Here is a 17,573-nt window from a genome sequence, read left to right as displayed (position 1 = left end):
AAATCATACTGATAGACTTCTTTTGAGATCCTATTCATTGAGAAGCATAATGTTAATTTTTATAAAATTGAATTTTTTACTCTTATACAGTTTACTATTTCTTCTTTTCTCCTGCAATCCTTCCAAGCAACTTATTGCCGATAAAGCTGTCCTGAACCTTTCGAATTGGAACTATCAAAAAAATACACACACTCTCAATGGCGAATGGGGCTTTGCCTGGAAGCAATTGATTCAACCCGAAAATCCCTTACCTCTAAATATTACAACTTATATTAAAATGCCTTCCTATTGGACTAAACTACATTTTAATAAAGAAACTTTACCTTCCCATGGCTATGCCAGTCTGTATTTGAAAATTATTCTTCCTAAAGAATTAAAACAGGTTGCCTTCTCTATTCCGGAAGCCTATTCAGCAGTAAAAATTTTTATCAACGGAAATTTATTATCTGAATCAGGAAAAGTGTCACATCAAGCAGATAAACATAAACCCTCCTTTAAAAGATCTCTCTTTGTTTATAGTCCTGATTCTCCTGAGTTAAATTTGGTTTTTCACATATCTAATTACTCTCATATTTATGCAGGATTTCGGTTACCTATCCACATAGGAACATTTGAGAATATCAATCAAAGAGAAGTCAGGCTCTTTAGTTTTAGCTATTTTCTTTTAGGGGCACTTATCATCATGATTATCTATTACTTTCGCCTGTATCTACTAAGAAAGAAGGAAGCTTCTTTTTTATACTTTGTTTTTTTCTGTATATCTTCCGGCATGTTATCTTTTATCCTGATGGAACCCAGAATAGCTTTTACTATTCTAAGTGATGCTTACTGGCCTTTTTTAATGAAGTTATTCTTCCTGCTTCAACCCTTATGTGCAATAAGCGGCTTACTATTTGCGTATTCGATTTTCCCGGATTGTTATCATAGGGGAATATTAAAGATTTTTTATATTTTCAATACTATCAATCTGACTTTTTTCTTACTAAGTCCATTAAATTATTTGATGGATTTTTTTCTATTGATTTACATTATTATTTTTTCATCTCTTGGCTATGCGATATTTGGATTCTTTCAGGCCGTTTATAAGAAACGGGAAGGTGCCTTTTTATTCTTCATCGGCTTGCTCATTTTTTTTGTAACGATTGTTCATGATCTCCTCTTCACCAAAAATCTGATTTATAGTGAATTTTCGCTACCCGGAGTAGGTTTATTAATCATTGTGTTTTTTCAATCCGTCCTTCTATCTAACCGGTTTTCAAAAGCCCTAAAGAATGAAGAACAACTCGCCCTTGAACTCTTAGATTACCAGAGAAAACTGGAAGAAAAAGTAAGCATGAGAACAAAAGACCTCGAAGAAGCGAATCTTCTAAAGGACAAATTTTTATCTATAGTTTCTCATGACCTGCGCTCCCCCTTAGTCAGTTTACAAAATACTTTACAGGTTCTTAATGGAGCAAACCCTCAAAAAAAAGAAAAGTTACTGGATTTGGCTCAAAAAACACTTAGCAGTTCTTTAAATATGATAAAACAACTTTTAGATCTGAGTAGACTTAGAACCGGTTCTGTTAAACTTTATTATACAGACGTAAAACTCCAAAACTTAGTAACTCGACTCATACAGGAAAACTACACTCTTCTTCGCAAAAAAAATCTAACAACCCATAGTACTATCTCAGAAGATACCATTCTATCTGTTGATGAACAACTTTTTTATGAAGTATTACATAATGGATTTATAAATGCGATAAAGTTCTCTTTTCAAAATCAAATCATTTACTTTGAATATCAAGAAATACAAGCTTATCATTGTATTATTATTGAAGATAGCGGAATGGGAATTTCTCCGGAAATAATACAAAAACTATTCAATTCATCGGAACCGGTTTCCTTGCCGGGAACCGACGGAGAAAAGGGAAATGGACTGGGTCTTTCTCTTTGTAAGGATATTCTTAAATCTCATCATGGTGACCTGGAATTACAAAGCGAAGAAATGAAAGGAAGCAAATTGATTATCAAGCTACCCTCTAACGAAGAAATCTTTTATATCGTAAGCAATAATCGTAATTTTCGCTGTGAACTAATTTCTGAAATTATGAATTTACAACCTTATGTTTGCATAGGAATGAACAATGCCTGTGAAGTTTTAGAAAACCTGGAACGGATTCATCCTACAGTACTTATCATAGATTCTGATTTACCCGAAATGAATGGAATAAAATTAATTCAAAAAATTTTAGAAAATCCGGATTTGCAGGATTTGCAATTCTTTCTATTAGAATACCCAAATACTCTATCTAACCCATCAACAGGTTCAAAACTCTATCACTCCCTTTCTAAAGAAAACGAGCCGAAGGACCTGGCAGGAGAAATCTTTCAAGTTTATTTTAAATCAGAAAAGGAAGCTCATAATCACCAGGATAATTCAGAAAAAATGTAATTAAACGAAGCATGAGCTCCGCTTAATTACAAAGAAGTAATCTTTTAAGAAACATGAATACGATAAGATTTTTATAACTTTTTATGAGTTATTCTTTACCCTCCCTGAATGATAACTGACTTAATCTGAATAAGATTGCACAGGAAAAAAAATAGAAGATCAAAGGATGTCCCGTTTCAAAGCGGAGAGAATTACGTAAACCATATTGTATCTCTTCCTCTGTTTTATATTCTTTGACTATAGTTCCGTGATTCATAGAAACAAATCGTCCATCCTTCAGTTTTTGAATCGAACCATAATCCGCATTCTTTATGAAGTTAGCCGCTACATAAAAACCAATAGCCTGAATCAGGACAATAAATACTACCAGTGTGCTTTTTTTAATTTCTAAACTATCTGCCATAGAGGAAAAACCATTTTCATTAATCTTTCCTGTAATCACCTGTCTGTGAATAAATCCTAAAAGAGCAATGAAAAACACTGGAAATATTCCTAACATTGTTATTGTTGCCAGCCCAATAAGGCTTTCAGTATTGCCATGACTAGAAAAGCTAAGTATATGCAAAGTTAAAGCAAAGAAAAATAAAAACAGGCTTACCACGAATATTAGTATATACAGAATTTTCAAAAAAAACTTCATACTCCCTGCATAGGATAATGCCCGTCCTTCAGAGAATTGTCTGTTGATAAATCCCCAAACAATAACTATCAGCAGGGGAAACATTCCCATCAATGGGATCTGTTCTTTAAAACTTTGCACATTTTCAAAATTTAGAAAACCAAGTACGTGCACAGTTAGGGTAAATAAGAACATAAATAAACTTGTTACAAACGACATTACGAATAGAGTTTTTGATATAAATCTCATATTATCCCCGTGTAATAAACCTTACTGAATTTTTTTTCCTTTAAAGAATTCCTTATACTTCATATCACAGCCAAGGATATGATTCAATAACCAGTTATATAAAAACTTTAAAACTTCTATGGAAAAGGATATTTGTCCGGATTTATATCTCTCGTAAAACTCATTCACCCGTGCTGTGAGTTCCTCATGTTCTCTCTTATGAGATTCATAATCCGGATAACTATACTTCTTCATGTATTTTTCCTCATGACCGAAATGAATCCGAGTGTATTTAATCAAGTGAGTTAAAACCAGTTCCAGAGTCTGTTTGGCTGCACCGGTTTTCACTGCTTGATCTAACTCATTCAAATGCTTAATCAATTCATAATGTTCTTCATCAAACTCATCAATTCCAACACTTAAAAGTTTACTATCCCAAATAATCGTTTCCATATTAATCTCCGCTATTTTATTATTTATTCATATACTATATTCCATTTCATTTCGCTCTTAAAAAAACTATCTATATCTTTTTTACTCTGATTCGCTTTTTTCACTGCCCTGATAAAATTTCTGGCTCTAAGTTTATAATCATTTCGGGAGGGAGTATTTTTTTGTTTATACATTTCCTTGTAAAACTTCTTTAAAAAAATCTTACCACCAAAATTATCATACATATAGACAAATAAACCAGAAATCAAATCATCGAGACTTTTAGTTCGACCCTTCTCCTTTTCCCAGGGCAGTGCGTATTTCAGCCAGGTATTTTGAAAATTCCATTTTTTGTTATTCATGTATTCCCGTAAATGCACTAGTTTAGATTCTTTAAAGGTAGGAATATCTTGTCCGTGGAACTGCATATTTACTCCAATAATTTCCGGAAAAATAACACCAAATAAGCCATTGATACCTACTGTCCAAAAACCATATTTACTCGGATCATTTTCCAAATTCCAATCCAGATTATTATCAAATTTTATGTCGTACAAATTTCTGCTCAATTCATAAAAATATATAAAAGGAACAACCGGTGTTTCCTTATAAATCGTGTTATAGAACTCATAGAAAAATGATTTGGGTATAGCTACCCAGGCCTGCCCGTTATAGCCGGCACCTCCATAACCGGGACAAAGTTCACGGGGGGTTTCAATCATCCAGTGTCTTGTCTTTCCATCTTTCCCCTTAATAGTAGACCAGGAAATCTTCTTCGGTGTATAGGCTGTTATCTCCATTGCAGAATCAATATAAACTTGCAAAACATTTAGCATGGCTAATACACGGGATTTTTTCAAAGGTTTTTCTTCATATTTTCCTTCAGGATTTTCCCATAGAAAACAAAGTTTATCATGACAATACATGGTAACATCCTGTTCTACAGTTCGACATTTTCCGTCTATCTGGGTAAAAAGAGGCCTTCTTATTTTTTCAATATGTATCTTACCATATCTTGTATGATAAAACTTATTCGCTTTTGCTTCTAAACTAAAAAAACTGAATACAAGGAAACTTATAATCATCCAATATCTACTTCTCTTCATCTTACTTTCCCTCTAAAAGTTTTTTAATTCTGAGTAGATGTTCTTTTTCATATTTTTTCAATTCCACTCTCCTCTCATATCGATAAACTCCATTCTTTAAAATATCAGCGATTATTTCTCCCGGACTGAGATTATCTCCATAAATCGTATTAGCTTTTAAGTCAGGATTTGCTCCCTGTTGAATGAGATATTGAACAATTTCATAATCAGCCATGCGCATAACAGCAAAATGCAAAGGAGTTTCTCCTGTCCTGTCGTCGTAGGAGCGTTCATTTACCGAAACACCGGCTTTCACAAGCGTTTTAATAATAGAAATATCTGGGGAATTATCGATAGCATACGATACCAAATTAGTGCTGGAATCCAGAGAATTATTTAGTTTAAGGCTCGCACCATACTCTATTAATTTAGGCAAGAGATACATTTGCTTAAAATCAATAATAGTTCTTAAAATATAATGACTATGAAGTTTATATTTATGGATCAGATACCGCGCGGCTTCTGCATGACCTGCTTTAAAAGCTACATAAACCGTGTTCGGGGAAAAAGGGAAATCATTCCGTTCTGTCAACTTCTTTAATTCAGATAAATTGCCACTTTTGGCAGCAGTTTTGAGATCCGAGTACCATTTGTTTTGAGCTTTCACAGAAAGATGTTCTCCGCCTATTTCGGCTCCGACAGATTTTAAATAGAGAATTAGCTTTTCGTAATCTTCTTTCGGAATTTTAATTTCCTCCCGAAAACTTCGATTGTCCTTTGTAGACAAAGCCAGATCCAGGGGACGAGAACCTTCTACATTTGTAATATTAACATCCATCCCTTTTTGAATTAACCATTTACTTATATCCAGTGCTGCCATTTGAGCTGCTATATGCAGAAGACTATTGGAACCATAAGACTTTTCCTCCAACCTTCCGCCCTGCTCGTAGATATATTTCAGCATTTCGAGATTTCTTACATGAATCGCTTCTACCATTAAACCGCCGGATCCATCAAAATACTTTTTTATGCTTCCGCCGTGCTGTACCATCAATTTCAAAATAGGAAACTGATTATGAACAACTGCGTAAAACAGGGCATTTCGATTCGAGCCCCTGTGATTTACATCTGCTCCTTTTTCAATCAACCACTTAGCTATATCAAATTTCTTTCTGCCCATCGCAACTACCAATAGCCTATCACTCGTATAAGGTGAACTCTCATTTACACTCAGACCATTTTGTACCAGTTTTTCCAACTGCGATAGGTTGTTTTTCATGATTGCATCATAAGCCTTTTTCCTCAAATCTCTATTATCCTGGGCCGGCAATTCTAATAAAAATGTAGTTAGAATAAATATGATTCCTATATAAATAATTTGTTTCACTCTCTGCATTTGCTTTCCTCTTCCTTCTTAAAAAAGTAGTTCAATATTTTAGTATTAAACTACTTCTGTTCTTATATCTTAGTATCCGGGTGCGGGTGGTGGCGGTGGAATATCATCCGGATTCTCTTCTTTAGTTCCATCCAAAATTTTTACAATTCCTATATTCGCATTCTCAGTAGGTCCATTCGGCAAGTCCACTTTCCACCAGCCTAAAGCTCCACCCGGACAACCATAAGCCTGAGCATATCTGGCACGGATATAATAAGTTCCGGCCTTATTTGGAAGAATCAGGCTAAATTTTTTCTTTTCCCAAACTGCCGGCTTTCTGTTCAAACTACAACCCGAATATACCTTCCCCTTATCTGTTCTGCAAAAAGCCGGTATTCCGCTGCTATAATTCATCCCGTCCCAAACACAGGCCTGGGCCTTACTTTCACCGGCAAGACCTACAATCACCTGGTTTAAAGCGCCACCACAGCGGGGACAATTATGATACACTTCGAGACTCACCTGTATGCTTCCACCTTTTGCAAGGCTTATCTGGTCTGATTGTCCGTTAATTATAACGTTTCGTATTTTGAAACGGATAGAGTCTTTTCCATAAGGTACGGTCATATCAATAGACCATATACTTGTTGAAATGCCTAAGAGCATAATAGATAAAATTTTAAACATATTATTTCTTCCTTCTATTTATTGTTATGTACATTTTCTTTTGTAACTATGTCTTAATACATAGTCCAATTATATAGAACGCTCTTTCCTTCCACTGAAATTAGACCTTCGACTCTTCCGTTATAACAATAACCATACCATTTTTCTTTGCCGGTAATTAATTTTAATTCAAGTGTGGATTCAGTAGAATAAATATTCCCTTTAACTTCTTGCCCCTTACGCTTATCATTGATTTGCACAATATTGAAGTAACTTGTTTTTACTCCAGAAATACTATTATAAGTGGCAGGGGTAAGCCTCAATGTACCATACCCAATTGTTTTTCCGGAACTTGCACGTTTTGTTTCCCAGCGCATGGAGGTTTTACTTTTTAATTGCTCAAAACAACTTTTATGATTTTGAATTCCTGTATTTAAAACAACTAAACGTGATCTTAGCCATGGTTCTCTCCAGGATCGACTGGCGAATACATTTTCAGGTGAAATTTTAAGCGTTTCTGTTAAATACTTATATCTCTTTGAGCCTCTAATTGTTTGTTCTTTCACTTCAGCCAATTCATTAATCACGTATGAATTCACGGTTAAACCCTTATCATCTTTCAATTTCAGATTAGGATTATAATGTAGCACTTCCATGAAGACTTCATATTTACCTGTAGCAGCTGCCATAAGAATACTATTTCCATCTTTTGTTTGATGATTTACATTCGCACCATTTTTTAATAATAATTTAGCAATGTCCAGGGGCCTTTTTGTGCAGTTAAATATAAGGGAGTCCAACCATAGTCATCTTGCTTATTTACATCTGCTCCTTTAGAAACCAGATAAGAAGCTATTTCGTATTTATATTGATTAGTAGCCTCCCAGAGTGGGGTTGCCCCTTTAAAACAACGACCGCTTCTTCGACCGTAATTCACATTGGCTCCTCTGCCAACCAGACTTTTCACTTTATTTAAGTCTCCCTCACTCACCGCTCGAATTAGTTCCTCACCAAGCGGATCTTCTTTTTCCAGACTGCGACTTTTTACCTCCGGAACTGAAGGTTCATTCATATTAAAAATTGCCTTTTTACCATTTTTAGCTCCGGCAAGGGTTCTTTTCACGTACCCATCCAAACTCTCTGCACTTAAAAGCCCGAAGCTACATAAAAAACTCAGGAATAAAATAGACTTCATTATACCTCTCCTCGATTTTACAGTACGAGTATCAAATCAAATAAGAAAGTTACAGAGTTTTTTTTAATGAAACTAGTAAATTTACTAGTCTTTTTAATTTTTTTTATTTATTGAATGCAAGGATTTACAATAAGTTCAAAAAATGAAGAATATAATTTTAGTCGATGACCATGAGATTGTATTAGAAGGTATTGAAATCCTGAGCCAAAAAGCAAACTTTCAAATCATAGAAAAATTCACCAGGGCAAGACAGGCCTTACAGTATCTTAAAAAAAGCAAATCCCATATCTTCGCTATCATCAGCGATATTGATATTCCGGGAATGAATGGAATTGAATTTCTCAAAGAAGTAAAAAAACAATATCCTGAAATAAAAAGAGTTATATTTTCTCTGCATAGTGAATTAATCTTTATTAATCAGGCTAAAAAAATCGGTGTCGATGGCTATATTTTGAAATCAGAAGGACTGCTAACTATCCTCAAAGCACTTTATAACATCTCTCTCGGAGAAACTTATTATAGTCAGGAAATTAAGCATCTATTATATTCTAATATTCTATCAGATGAAGAAGGGCAAATCAGACAGCAGATTCTAAAGCAACTCAGTCTCGGAAAATCAGCAAAAGAAATCGGAAAAGAACTGGGGAAATCTCAAAGAACCATAGAATATCATGCAGCACATTTACGTAAGAAATTTGGTGTTAAAAATAATATAGAACTCATACAACAATTCATAAATCAAAATCCGGGTTAAACAACATCTACTAACATTCCCTTGACTACCGGTTTAAACCGGTAGTCAGTAAGAATTTCCGGGTTAAACAGCTATTATTTTCTTGATAAAAAAAGCCTACGGAAAAAGAGTTTTCCGCAGGATAATTTAGGAACTGTGTATTTTCTGTTTATCTAAAATACCGTTTAAAGCTGTGGTTCTGCGGTAAAACTCTCCGTTCTGAGTTCTCTGAACCTTTCATCCGGATCTTTTTCTACCTGAAAGTATATGGTTCGGTTTACCCTTTTTACGACTATAGATTCCCCAAACTCATTCGTAAGCCTCCATTGCATGTAGCCAATCCGAGTATAATTTGAAAAGAAATACTGTTTTCCCAAATATATCACAGCTCGAAGGTCATCCTTATGCACCATAACTCCAAATGAAGCTCCGCCGTAATTTTCTCCCTGATCCAATTCCTTATTAAATTGTCTGGCCAGCTTTATCTTATTCAGGTTGGCTTCAATAAAGCCATTATCCCTATGGCAATAACTTCCTTCAGATAAAACCCAGCCTTCTTTTCCGGAGCATACCACATTTAGCCAGGTATTATATTTTTTTCCCTGTTCTATAGATTCCGAATCATACTCTTCAAAAGGTTTCTCTTTTTTGCAGCTTCCCAACTGTTTCGACTTATCTACTTTGGGCTCAGCATAAAGAGCCATATCCGAAAAATGCACACAGTATTCAAGAGGAATACGCTTTTCTTTGCAAGCTGTCATCAGGACAGATAAAAATATAAGACTTAAAATTTTTTCCATTATTCTATTCATTAGTTTTTCCTCATTTTCTTCCTATTTCATTTACCCTGAAGTTCTCTGCCATTTAAAAAGCTTAACTTGTTATTCGGGTCTTTCTCTACTGTAAAACTGATAATTCCTCCGGGCTTATACTGCAAGAGCAAAGATTCGGTTTTATTTTGCACCCTCCAGGTATCTTTCTGGATAATTTGATATTCCCTGAAAGAAATATCAAATTTGGACATACTCAGGGAAAATACATGCTCCCGTATATTCAGATTAATCATCAGGATTTTGCCATCGAAATCATATCCCCTCGGTCTCTGATATCTTTCATCAAATAACTTTCCCAGCTTCCAGCTTTCTTCTAAATAGGCCCTGTCCTTAGAACAAAATAAATCATTCGTTTCTATCCAACCCTCAAACCTTCCGCAACTCGCATACTTCCAGCTTGCTTTTTTCTCTATTCTGTTAGGATCCGAGTATTCCTGAAAGGTTTCCATTATTTCTCCCTGCATACAACCCATCTTTTTGTATTTTCCCTTATTCCCCGGTTCGGTATAAAACACGGGGTTTCCGAAAGCACCAAAACAATACTCCTTGAAACTGCCCTTTTTTCCTTTACAATTCAAGATCGCTATCAATATAAAAGCAATCCAGAATATACTCTTTGTACCTGTTTTCTTCATTTGTTTTTCCTTTAATTTGTTTTTTGATAATAAACCCTTTCTATCATGGTGACTTTTCTCTTCTCCCATTTTTCATCAAAGTCCGGAACCGTTGTATACTGCATAGTATCCACTCTGCGTAATTCATTTCCCGACTTATAAATACCGGTAGAATGTCCTGCCCCGGTAAAAGAGTCTCCGTAGGTAGTGCGAACATGAAAGTAGGAATTATCGGGAGAGTTTTTTACAAACTCCTCAAAATCCTTCTGTTCCCTGACAATGTTAGTCTCATAGCCACTCGGTGCCAGTACTTCATAAGCTTTATCGTATAAAACAGATGTCATTTTATTCGCTTCAATACCTCCTTTAGTTAATAACAACTTATAGGCATCTTTCATAGATAAGGTTTCTTGCCCCATATCTCTTCTGGCCTTATTACTGGCAAATATTATTTGATTCGCCCAACATAAAGTATTCGCAATATTATCTTTAGCTGCATTATCTTTAATTTTCTTATCCAGTTCCTTGTTTCCGGTTGTAAATACACCTTCTTTAATTTCTTTCGCGATATCTTTTACAACTTCATGTTCGCCACCACCTTTTTTCTGGTTTGCATCGGTTTCTGCAATCAACTTCATGCCTTCATAAGAATCATACATCCTATTCTGCTTGAGTTTTTGACTGCCGGAACTCTCTCTAAATATCTGCATGAGTTCTTCTTCCGAGAATATATCTGTAAGTCCTGTTTCCCTCGCCTGTCTCATTTTTTCAGCAACCGCCATTTCCGTTTCATAATCCGAGCCCATTAGTTTTAAAAGGGGCTCTACTGTTTCTTTATATTTTCTTTCTGCCTCTCTTTTTTTCTCCCTTGCAGCCTCTGCTGTTTTGTCTGAGAGTTCGGAGTATTCCCGATTACTCTTCCTGCCTTCTGCCGTAACAAGAGATGAATATAAATGCTCAATTTCCTCATCTCCCATTCCCATTTCATAGAGTTTCTGCGGATCCAGGTTTTTAGTGGCTTCTAACATCTCAGTTCTCTTATCTTTGTCCGACCAACTTTTCTGTGCTGTTTTTAATGAGTTCTTTAGATCAGCTATTTCTTCAGCCGTATACTTCCCGCTCTTTTCCAGATCCTGAATATAATCTTCCGCTTCTTCTGTAGTAGTTTTTATATACACAATAGACAGAGTACGCTTTTCTTCTTCCAGTTTATCTTCTTCTGTATCGGTTTCATCTTCATCTTTCTCTTCAACAATCCCCAGGGAATTCAAGAAATTACGTCTGGACTCTTTCCTGCGTTCTTCTTCCTGCCTTCTTTCTTCCTCTTCTTTTATTTCTCTTTCCACTTCCATCTGTTCAAGAGTACGTTTCTTAAAATAAGCGTTACCAAATTCCTGGGCAAAATTTGTATTTCCGATTACAGTACCATTTTCATATCGAAATGCGTTGGTACCGGCAAGATCTAAATTAGCACTTATATTTCTACCATCATAGTGAATACCGAATTCTCCGTTAGATAATATGTCAGAGTATTCCCCTCGCTTTCTCTGTTCCTTATATTCAATAGACGCATCAACACCCCATTTTCCCTTAGTATTCCAGCTTATACCCGCATTTGTAGTTAATAAAGGGTTCAGCTTCAAGCTTCCATCCAGAGAAAAATCAGTGCCACCATATTCGCTGTGATCTATACCTATCTTGACGTTTTCATTCCCAAGACTCAATCCCAGTCCATTTCCATTCGTAGCTGACCAATTATAGCCCAGATTCATTTTTACATCACTAACTCTTGTTCCATAAGATAAAGAGGCGGACTGGATTTGCTGTCCATCCATATTTAGACCCAGATTCAGTCCTCCGTATTCAGCTCCCAATCTATAGGAAGCTTTCCTTCCCTCTCCAAATCGAACTCCGGCACTAAGGAAGCTTCCGGTTCCCGGAAGACTGAGTCCTAAACCTCCCGCAAAACCTCCGTCATAAGTATAGGAAACATCATAAGTAACACCAACAACCTGGCTAACAGTAGCACCGGCTGTAAGTACACCGGCCAGAGCTCCCTTTGTTCCACCAAATACAGCTCCACGAGCAGCCTTATAGGCCGCGTAACCTGAACTTACTGCCATCCCCAGACTTACTCCTCCGGCGGCAATCCCTGCTCCCACACCCGTCCAGGCAAAAGCCGTCCCCACGGCTGCGGTTCCATAGGCCATAGCAGTAGTTACGTGAGCCCCTACTGTTACAGTTGTATCAATTATTTGATCGTTCTTATATAAGAAATCACTTACATCATTTCTTACTGTTCTATCCATAAAATTTGAATAGGAATTTACGCCCTTAGTTAAGGGGTTATTTTTCCCTAAGCTTTTCGAAGCAGTACTATTTAAAACCTCTACTGCAAGGGGAAGTAAAGCGGCAGAAGGCCCCAATACAAGACCGGCAGCACCGCTTACAAGTAAAGCACTACCGGCATTTGTATATTGACGCAGTGGATCTTTTTTCTTAACCACACCGTTCTTTTCCAGGTAGCTCATCATCAATTCCGGTGGAAGATTCAAAGCTTTTGCCAGTTCAGTTTTAGCCTTCGATTCAACATAAGACCTGGCTGCTTCCTGAGGTTTCTTTCCTCCCATTAAAGCTGAGACAAATTCGGTGGGAAGTCCGGAATCTTTTGCTATCTGAGCCGATACTCTCGACTGAACTTCATTCTTCAAGGAAGTTTGAATCGCCTTTTTCACACTCCCGGAACTTCCGGCAGCTCCGCTCAGCACATCAAAAAGAAAACCTTTTTCTTCTTTGTCTCTTTCATTCGCTTCATAAACTTTCTGTAAAGCGTTTATCTTTTCTCTAAGGTATTTTGAAAAATCGTCATTGGATTCCTGAATCGTGTTCGCTACATACGAACTCCCCTGACCGCTTAACTCATAAGAACGTTTTAAATCAGCTAATGTAAAATCAGAAGGTAATTCCAGAGTCTGCTCTCCGTAAACTATATCCATAGGCAAGACCCCGATAGGAGTTGGCACATTCGCTTTCCCCTTCAATACACGTTTTCCCTGTTTTCCGGAAAAAGTATATTCCATGCTCTCCATGCTCTTCTTGAAGTCAGAGATACTTGCGTCATAGGATGTGCGATAAGCTGGTTCAAGACCCTGATAGTTCTCTACATAGCTATCTTTTAATGAAATGTAGTTATCTTCAAGAGTTTGTATATTCAATTCCTCAGCTTTATAGGCGTCTTCAATTTCTTTAGCCTTATCAAAGAAAAGAGCGATTTCGGATTCCACTGAATTATAATATTCTTGAATACTTTCTAAGCTCCCCTGCAATTCAAGAGCTTTAAATTCTTCCCGAAATATAGAATCTGCATTCCCAAGAGAAAAAGCCGGGACTCTGTATTCGGTCTGAATCGTAAACTGTAAATAGGTATACTGCGGTCCATAGGTATTTTCTTCCATGGCATAACCATAGGCATTGAGCTCCCCATTTTTTATGTTTTTCCCTATCCGAATTATATCTGAGGATACTTTTTGAAACTCGTATCCTTTATCCCGCAAATATTTATACTTTACATCCGAGTTTAGCTCCTTAATCAGTTTATCCTGCAAACCGGAACCAAGATTCTTAGCTTTGCTAATTAACTTTTCCATAATTGAGTTTGTGTAGTTTCGAATCGACTCATTACCGGCACTATTTAAGCTTTCACTCATACCTGCAAACAGGCTATTAATGGACTGCACTTCTTCTTCTGTTAGAAAGGAATGCTTTTCCAGTTCATTATAGTGTAAGATACCCTTCCGATATTCCGCTTCCAGGTAAGAAAGATTGGAAACATCCAATCGTTTGGGATTCAGATTCATAGGACCTTTATAGCTTAGCTGTAAAGCTTCTTCTTTCCAGTTCATGATTTCAGGAATACTCGAAGTCGAAAGCCTTTTAGCAAGCTCCAATAAGGCTCCGAGATCCTGTAAATTCTCTTGTTGCCTTGTTCTGTTTATGCGGCTTTTCGATAGAATGTCTTTAATTTCTGAGTTTAAATCAGATTCCTGTTTGAAAGCATCTTCTTTTACTTGAGCGATTAATATAGCATAATCATATTCTAATAAAGATTTTTTTCTTTTGAGATAATTCTCCATAGCACTATAGGAATATATCAATTTACTTTCATTAAATGATGTTTCTGCATCTTTAAGATTTTCTTTATATTCCTTATAAAAACTCTCCCTGGCTTCTTCCCGGGTTCGAATACTTAAATGATAATAATACTCAGCATTTTCCAGCTCAGCGTTTGCTTTTTCACTTTCGTAGGAGCTATAATAGGATTCAGCCTTTTTATATTTCTCATTCAGGGCAAGAAAAGATTTCTTTTCTTTTTCAATCATCTGAGCCTGTAAGTTCTCCGCTTTTTGTAAATCCAGAGAGTTCTGCTTTAGCACAGGTAATTCCAGTTCTGCTAATCGAATACGCTTTTTATAAGCAAAACCTCCATCCGCTCCTTCTATTTCATTTTTCCAATAAACTTGTTCGGTTTGAAACCTCTCAATATCCGGCTCTACAACAGAAGCTTCTTCTCCAAATTCGGATTTAATCAATGAAGCAAGAACCAAAGAATCCTTCTCTGCAAGAAGATAGTTTTCTGCCCTTATACTTGAATTTAGAGCCTCTTCGGATAAGTGCATGGCTTTTTGATTACTTATAAGTTCCTGTTCTTTTAAAAGTTCAGCTTCTTCAATTAGCTCCTTTGCACTTTTAAAGTAAAAAGAATCCCTCTGTGTTTCAGCATACTGCTTTAGATCTTCCACTCTTTCTTCAGATTCCAGAATATCTTCTTTCATGCTTTTTGTAGAAGTTTCAATTTTACTTAAAAGACTTGTTTCACTCTCATTCGGCCCGTAGACTTTCTTATCCAATTCTTTTGCAGCTTCTTCCAACCATGTCAATTCTCTTCTTCTATAGGCTCGGAAGGCATCCTCCCATTCTTTTTGCCCCAGTCTGTATTCAGAATTTACATTTTCTCCGACTGAATTTGTAAAATCATCAAGTGTATAGCCATATACTTCTTCAATCCAAATATCTCTTTCCTTCACCTGAGCGGCAATCTCTTTGTTCATGCTCTCTGCAATTTCAGCTTTATAGTTTGTAAGACTTTCCAGACTGGAATCATAAATATTCAAGAAATCACTAACTTTCTTTTCTATACCGCTTAAAGCTATAGAAAGGTTGCGAAAGTTCTCAGCATAGGAAGAATACTTTTGCGACAAATTATTCCAGAATGTTTCATTCGCCTCTGCATTCCTATCTGTATAAGAATAATTGGTTTCTATAATTAGATCATTTCGGACATTTGCAGTCGAAACAGGAATCTGCCAGTCCATAGTTATCTTTTCTCCATAATACTTGAATTCGGAAGAATGAGTTCCTGCTTCGGTAAAATATCTCCACTCTCCACTGCCCGGATCCTTAGCTTTTAGTTGGCTGGACTGTGAGTCTATCCTGATATTTCCATTCAGAAAACGACTGAGATCCTGAGTTCCCGTTTTTCTTATAATACCTAATATTCTAATATTTTCCTGATACTTTATCATATCAAACCCGGTATTATCAAACCTGACATCATATACAGGCCCGTGAATCTCTTCCGAGAAACCATTATTAACTTCTGTATAATACCCGTATATAGGTATTTTATAAGAGTCTGTATTGTAATAATATCTCGTTCCTAAATACAGTTCTTTTGTGGAAGCATCCATATGCCAGCCAAGCATGGTTCCATCTTCTGTCATGCTCATAGCCTTATATGTGGGAGAATCAACTGTTCCGAAAGGACAGGCATCTTCAAATCCTTCTCTTCGAAGCGTTTCGCAATAGATTTTACTATAACCCAAATCTGTATTAAAATTTACCGTTTCTTCATGTATCTTTCCGGTGATGCTTTTCTCAGCCTTCCAGTATTCAGCTTTATTCGAAGCTTCTAATTTCTTTGTATCGTAATATTTTGATATTTGCAAAGATAGCTCTTCCAGAGAAGCACCGGAAGCTAAGGCTGTATTCAGACTTTCCTGTAATTGCAAATAATTTCCGATAGACTGCTTAAAGGCTTCCTTGTCTACTATAGCCTCATTTGTATCAACGGTAGATAACATCTGATTCATCTCACTTCTTGTATTTACCAGATAGGCCTGTAAGTCTTCTCGATTCTTCTTAAGTAAGAGTTCCAAATTTAGTTTATAATTCTTCCAATAATTAATCCTTTCTTCGATTCCGGTTTCCTGTTTTTCTTTTTCAGTTTCCAAATCCCCTATCAGTCGATTCCACTCCTCCATACCTTTTTGTATGGTTTGTAAAGATTCGTCTTCCCATTTCTTTCTTCTTTCCAGAAGTTCTGCTGCATTTTTTTCCCAGTAATCTTTTCCTAGATAATATTCTTCCGTAACTGTATCCGGCTGCATTTCTTTTGCTATAGAATCATCAATCGATAGAACTTCCTGGTCATAGGATTCTCCCTTTTCTTCTTCCCCTCCGGTGTGAAGATTTAAAAAGTTAGAAAATTCCCCGAGTATATACTGTTCCATTTCTGAGTTCCATTGCTTCAATAAAGCTTCTTTTTGAATTTTTAAAAAGTTAAGTATTTCCGAAGTATAAATTTCTGTTTCCATCCCGGTTTCGGTTGAAGGAATAGAGGAAAGTATCTGTTGAATTTCCCCTTCCAGGTCCTGATTCCAGTTTTCAAATAGTTTTGTTTTTGCTGTCTCCATACTTTCTTTCCAGGCTACTTCATTCTCTTCCAGATTCGCTCTTTCGATATGAGGCTTTACTTCATTTATAATATCCGGTTTGGTATATCTAAGTCCGGGTAAGTCATAAGCGAACATTCCAATATTCCAGAATAAATATATAATATAAACTAAATACTTCATACAGATTCTCCTTTATTACGAATCTGAAGATAAATATGCCGTATTTCTCTTACTTGAAAATAAAGAGGCTGCTTAAAAAGCAAAAGATTTCCAGTGCTTCTAACTATTTCAAAGGAATCCATATTCTCTTTGGAAAGAAGCTTATATTTTTGTTTTGAAGAAGAATTTAAACCGAATATAAATAAACCTTTCAAATGGAATTCACTCTTCTTTTGAATCTTATCCCGACCAATAGATAAAATTCGGAAAGTATCTATTTCCATGAGAAACTTCAATCCGATTTCTTCCATCTCAAGAGAGTTTTCCTGCATGGAATAAGCTGCAAAAGTATCAAGTCCCAAAGCCGGAATTGTCAGCTTATGTTCTCCGGCTAAAATTTCTGTTCCGATTAGGAACAGACCAAACGTGATGAGTATTTTACAAAGTATTCGTTTCATTTTTA

General features: G+C 36.2%; 13 protein-coding genes. 2 read left to right on the top strand and 11 right to left on the bottom strand.

Going from position 1 to position 17,573, the window contains the following annotated elements:
* The first annotated feature begins 49 nt into the window (after window positions 1-49).
* Window positions 50-2,437 carry a hypothetical protein gene (locus tag H7A25_07260; protein ID MCP5499682.1) on the top strand — a complete coding sequence of 796 codons (2,388 nt, stop codon included), beginning with the start codon at window positions 50-52 and terminating at the stop codon, window positions 2,435-2,437.
* 88 nt (window positions 2,438-2,525) lie between these two features.
* Here H7A25_07260 and H7A25_07255 read toward each other — a convergent pair whose 3' ends face one another.
* From H7A25_07255 to H7A25_07225, 7 genes are all read right to left on the bottom strand, one after another.
* Entirely contained in the window at window positions 2,526-3,305 is a 780-nt protein-coding gene (locus H7A25_07255) for a hypothetical protein (GenBank protein ID MCP5499681.1), read from the bottom strand.
* 21 nt (window positions 3,306-3,326) lie between these two features.
* Window positions 3,327-3,737: a hemerythrin family protein gene (locus H7A25_07250; protein MCP5499680.1), complete on the bottom strand. Its 411-nt coding sequence runs from the start codon at window positions 3,735-3,737 to the stop codon at window positions 3,327-3,329.
* Window positions 3,738-3,760: 23 nt separating this feature from the next.
* The gene (locus H7A25_07245) at window positions 3,761-4,822 is read right to left on the bottom strand and encodes a hypothetical protein (GenBank protein ID MCP5499679.1); all 1,062 of its coding nucleotides are present in this window, start codon (window positions 4,820-4,822) and stop codon (window positions 3,761-3,763) included.
* 1 nt (window position 4,823) lies between these two features.
* Entirely contained in the window at window positions 4,824-6,197 is a 1,374-nt protein-coding gene (locus H7A25_07240; GenBank protein ID MCP5499678.1) for an ankyrin repeat domain-containing protein, read from the bottom strand.
* Window positions 6,198-6,266: 69 nt separating this feature from the next.
* Entirely contained in the window at window positions 6,267-6,863 is a 597-nt protein-coding gene (locus H7A25_07235) for a hypothetical protein (protein ID MCP5499677.1), read from the bottom strand.
* Window positions 6,864-6,916: 53 nt separating this feature from the next.
* On the bottom strand, window positions 6,917-7,531 hold the full coding sequence (locus tag H7A25_07230; protein MCP5499676.1) for a hypothetical protein: 615 nt from the start codon (window positions 7,529-7,531) through the stop codon (window positions 6,917-6,919).
* Between the two features lie 50 nt (window positions 7,532-7,581).
* A complete protein-coding gene (locus tag H7A25_07225; protein MCP5499675.1) occupies window positions 7,582-8,037 on the bottom strand; it encodes an ankyrin repeat domain-containing protein in 456 nt (151 codons plus the stop codon).
* A 142-nt stretch (window positions 8,038-8,179) separates the two neighbouring features.
* On the opposite strand from H7A25_07225, the gene H7A25_07220 reads away from it, so the two are divergent.
* Window positions 8,180-8,791, top strand: a complete 612-nt coding sequence (locus H7A25_07220; protein ID MCP5499674.1) for a response regulator transcription factor — start codon at window positions 8,180-8,182, stop codon at window positions 8,789-8,791.
* Window positions 8,792-8,955: 164 nt separating this feature from the next.
* Here H7A25_07220 and H7A25_07215 read toward each other — a convergent pair whose 3' ends face one another.
* The 4 genes from H7A25_07215 to H7A25_07200 are packed head-to-tail and all read right to left on the bottom strand — an operon-like array spanning window position 8,956 to window position 17,568.
* Entirely contained in the window at window positions 8,956-9,582 is a 627-nt protein-coding gene (locus tag H7A25_07215; protein ID MCP5499673.1) for a hypothetical protein, read from the bottom strand.
* 26 nt (window positions 9,583-9,608) lie between these two features.
* A complete protein-coding gene (locus H7A25_07210; protein MCP5499672.1) occupies window positions 9,609-10,238 on the bottom strand; it encodes a hypothetical protein in 630 nt (209 codons plus the stop codon).
* Window positions 10,239-10,249: 11 nt separating this feature from the next.
* The gene (locus H7A25_07205) at window positions 10,250-17,131 is read right to left on the bottom strand and encodes a hypothetical protein (protein ID MCP5499671.1); all 6,882 of its coding nucleotides are present in this window, start codon (window positions 17,129-17,131) and stop codon (window positions 10,250-10,252) included.
* Window positions 17,128-17,568 carry a hypothetical protein gene (locus H7A25_07200; GenBank protein MCP5499670.1) on the bottom strand — a complete coding sequence of 147 codons (441 nt, stop codon included), beginning with the start codon at window positions 17,566-17,568 and terminating at the stop codon, window positions 17,128-17,130. Before H7A25_07200 ends, H7A25_07205 begins: the two co-directional genes overlap by 4 nt.
* Window positions 17,569-17,573 lie beyond the last annotated feature (5 nt).

This window comes from Leptospiraceae bacterium (assembly GCA_024233835.1).
Classification (GTDB): Bacteria; Spirochaetota; Leptospiria; order Leptospirales; family Leptospiraceae; genus JACKPC01.
The sequence above is the reverse complement of the archived record's forward strand: the minus strand, read 5'-3'. Positions and strand labels throughout refer to the sequence as shown.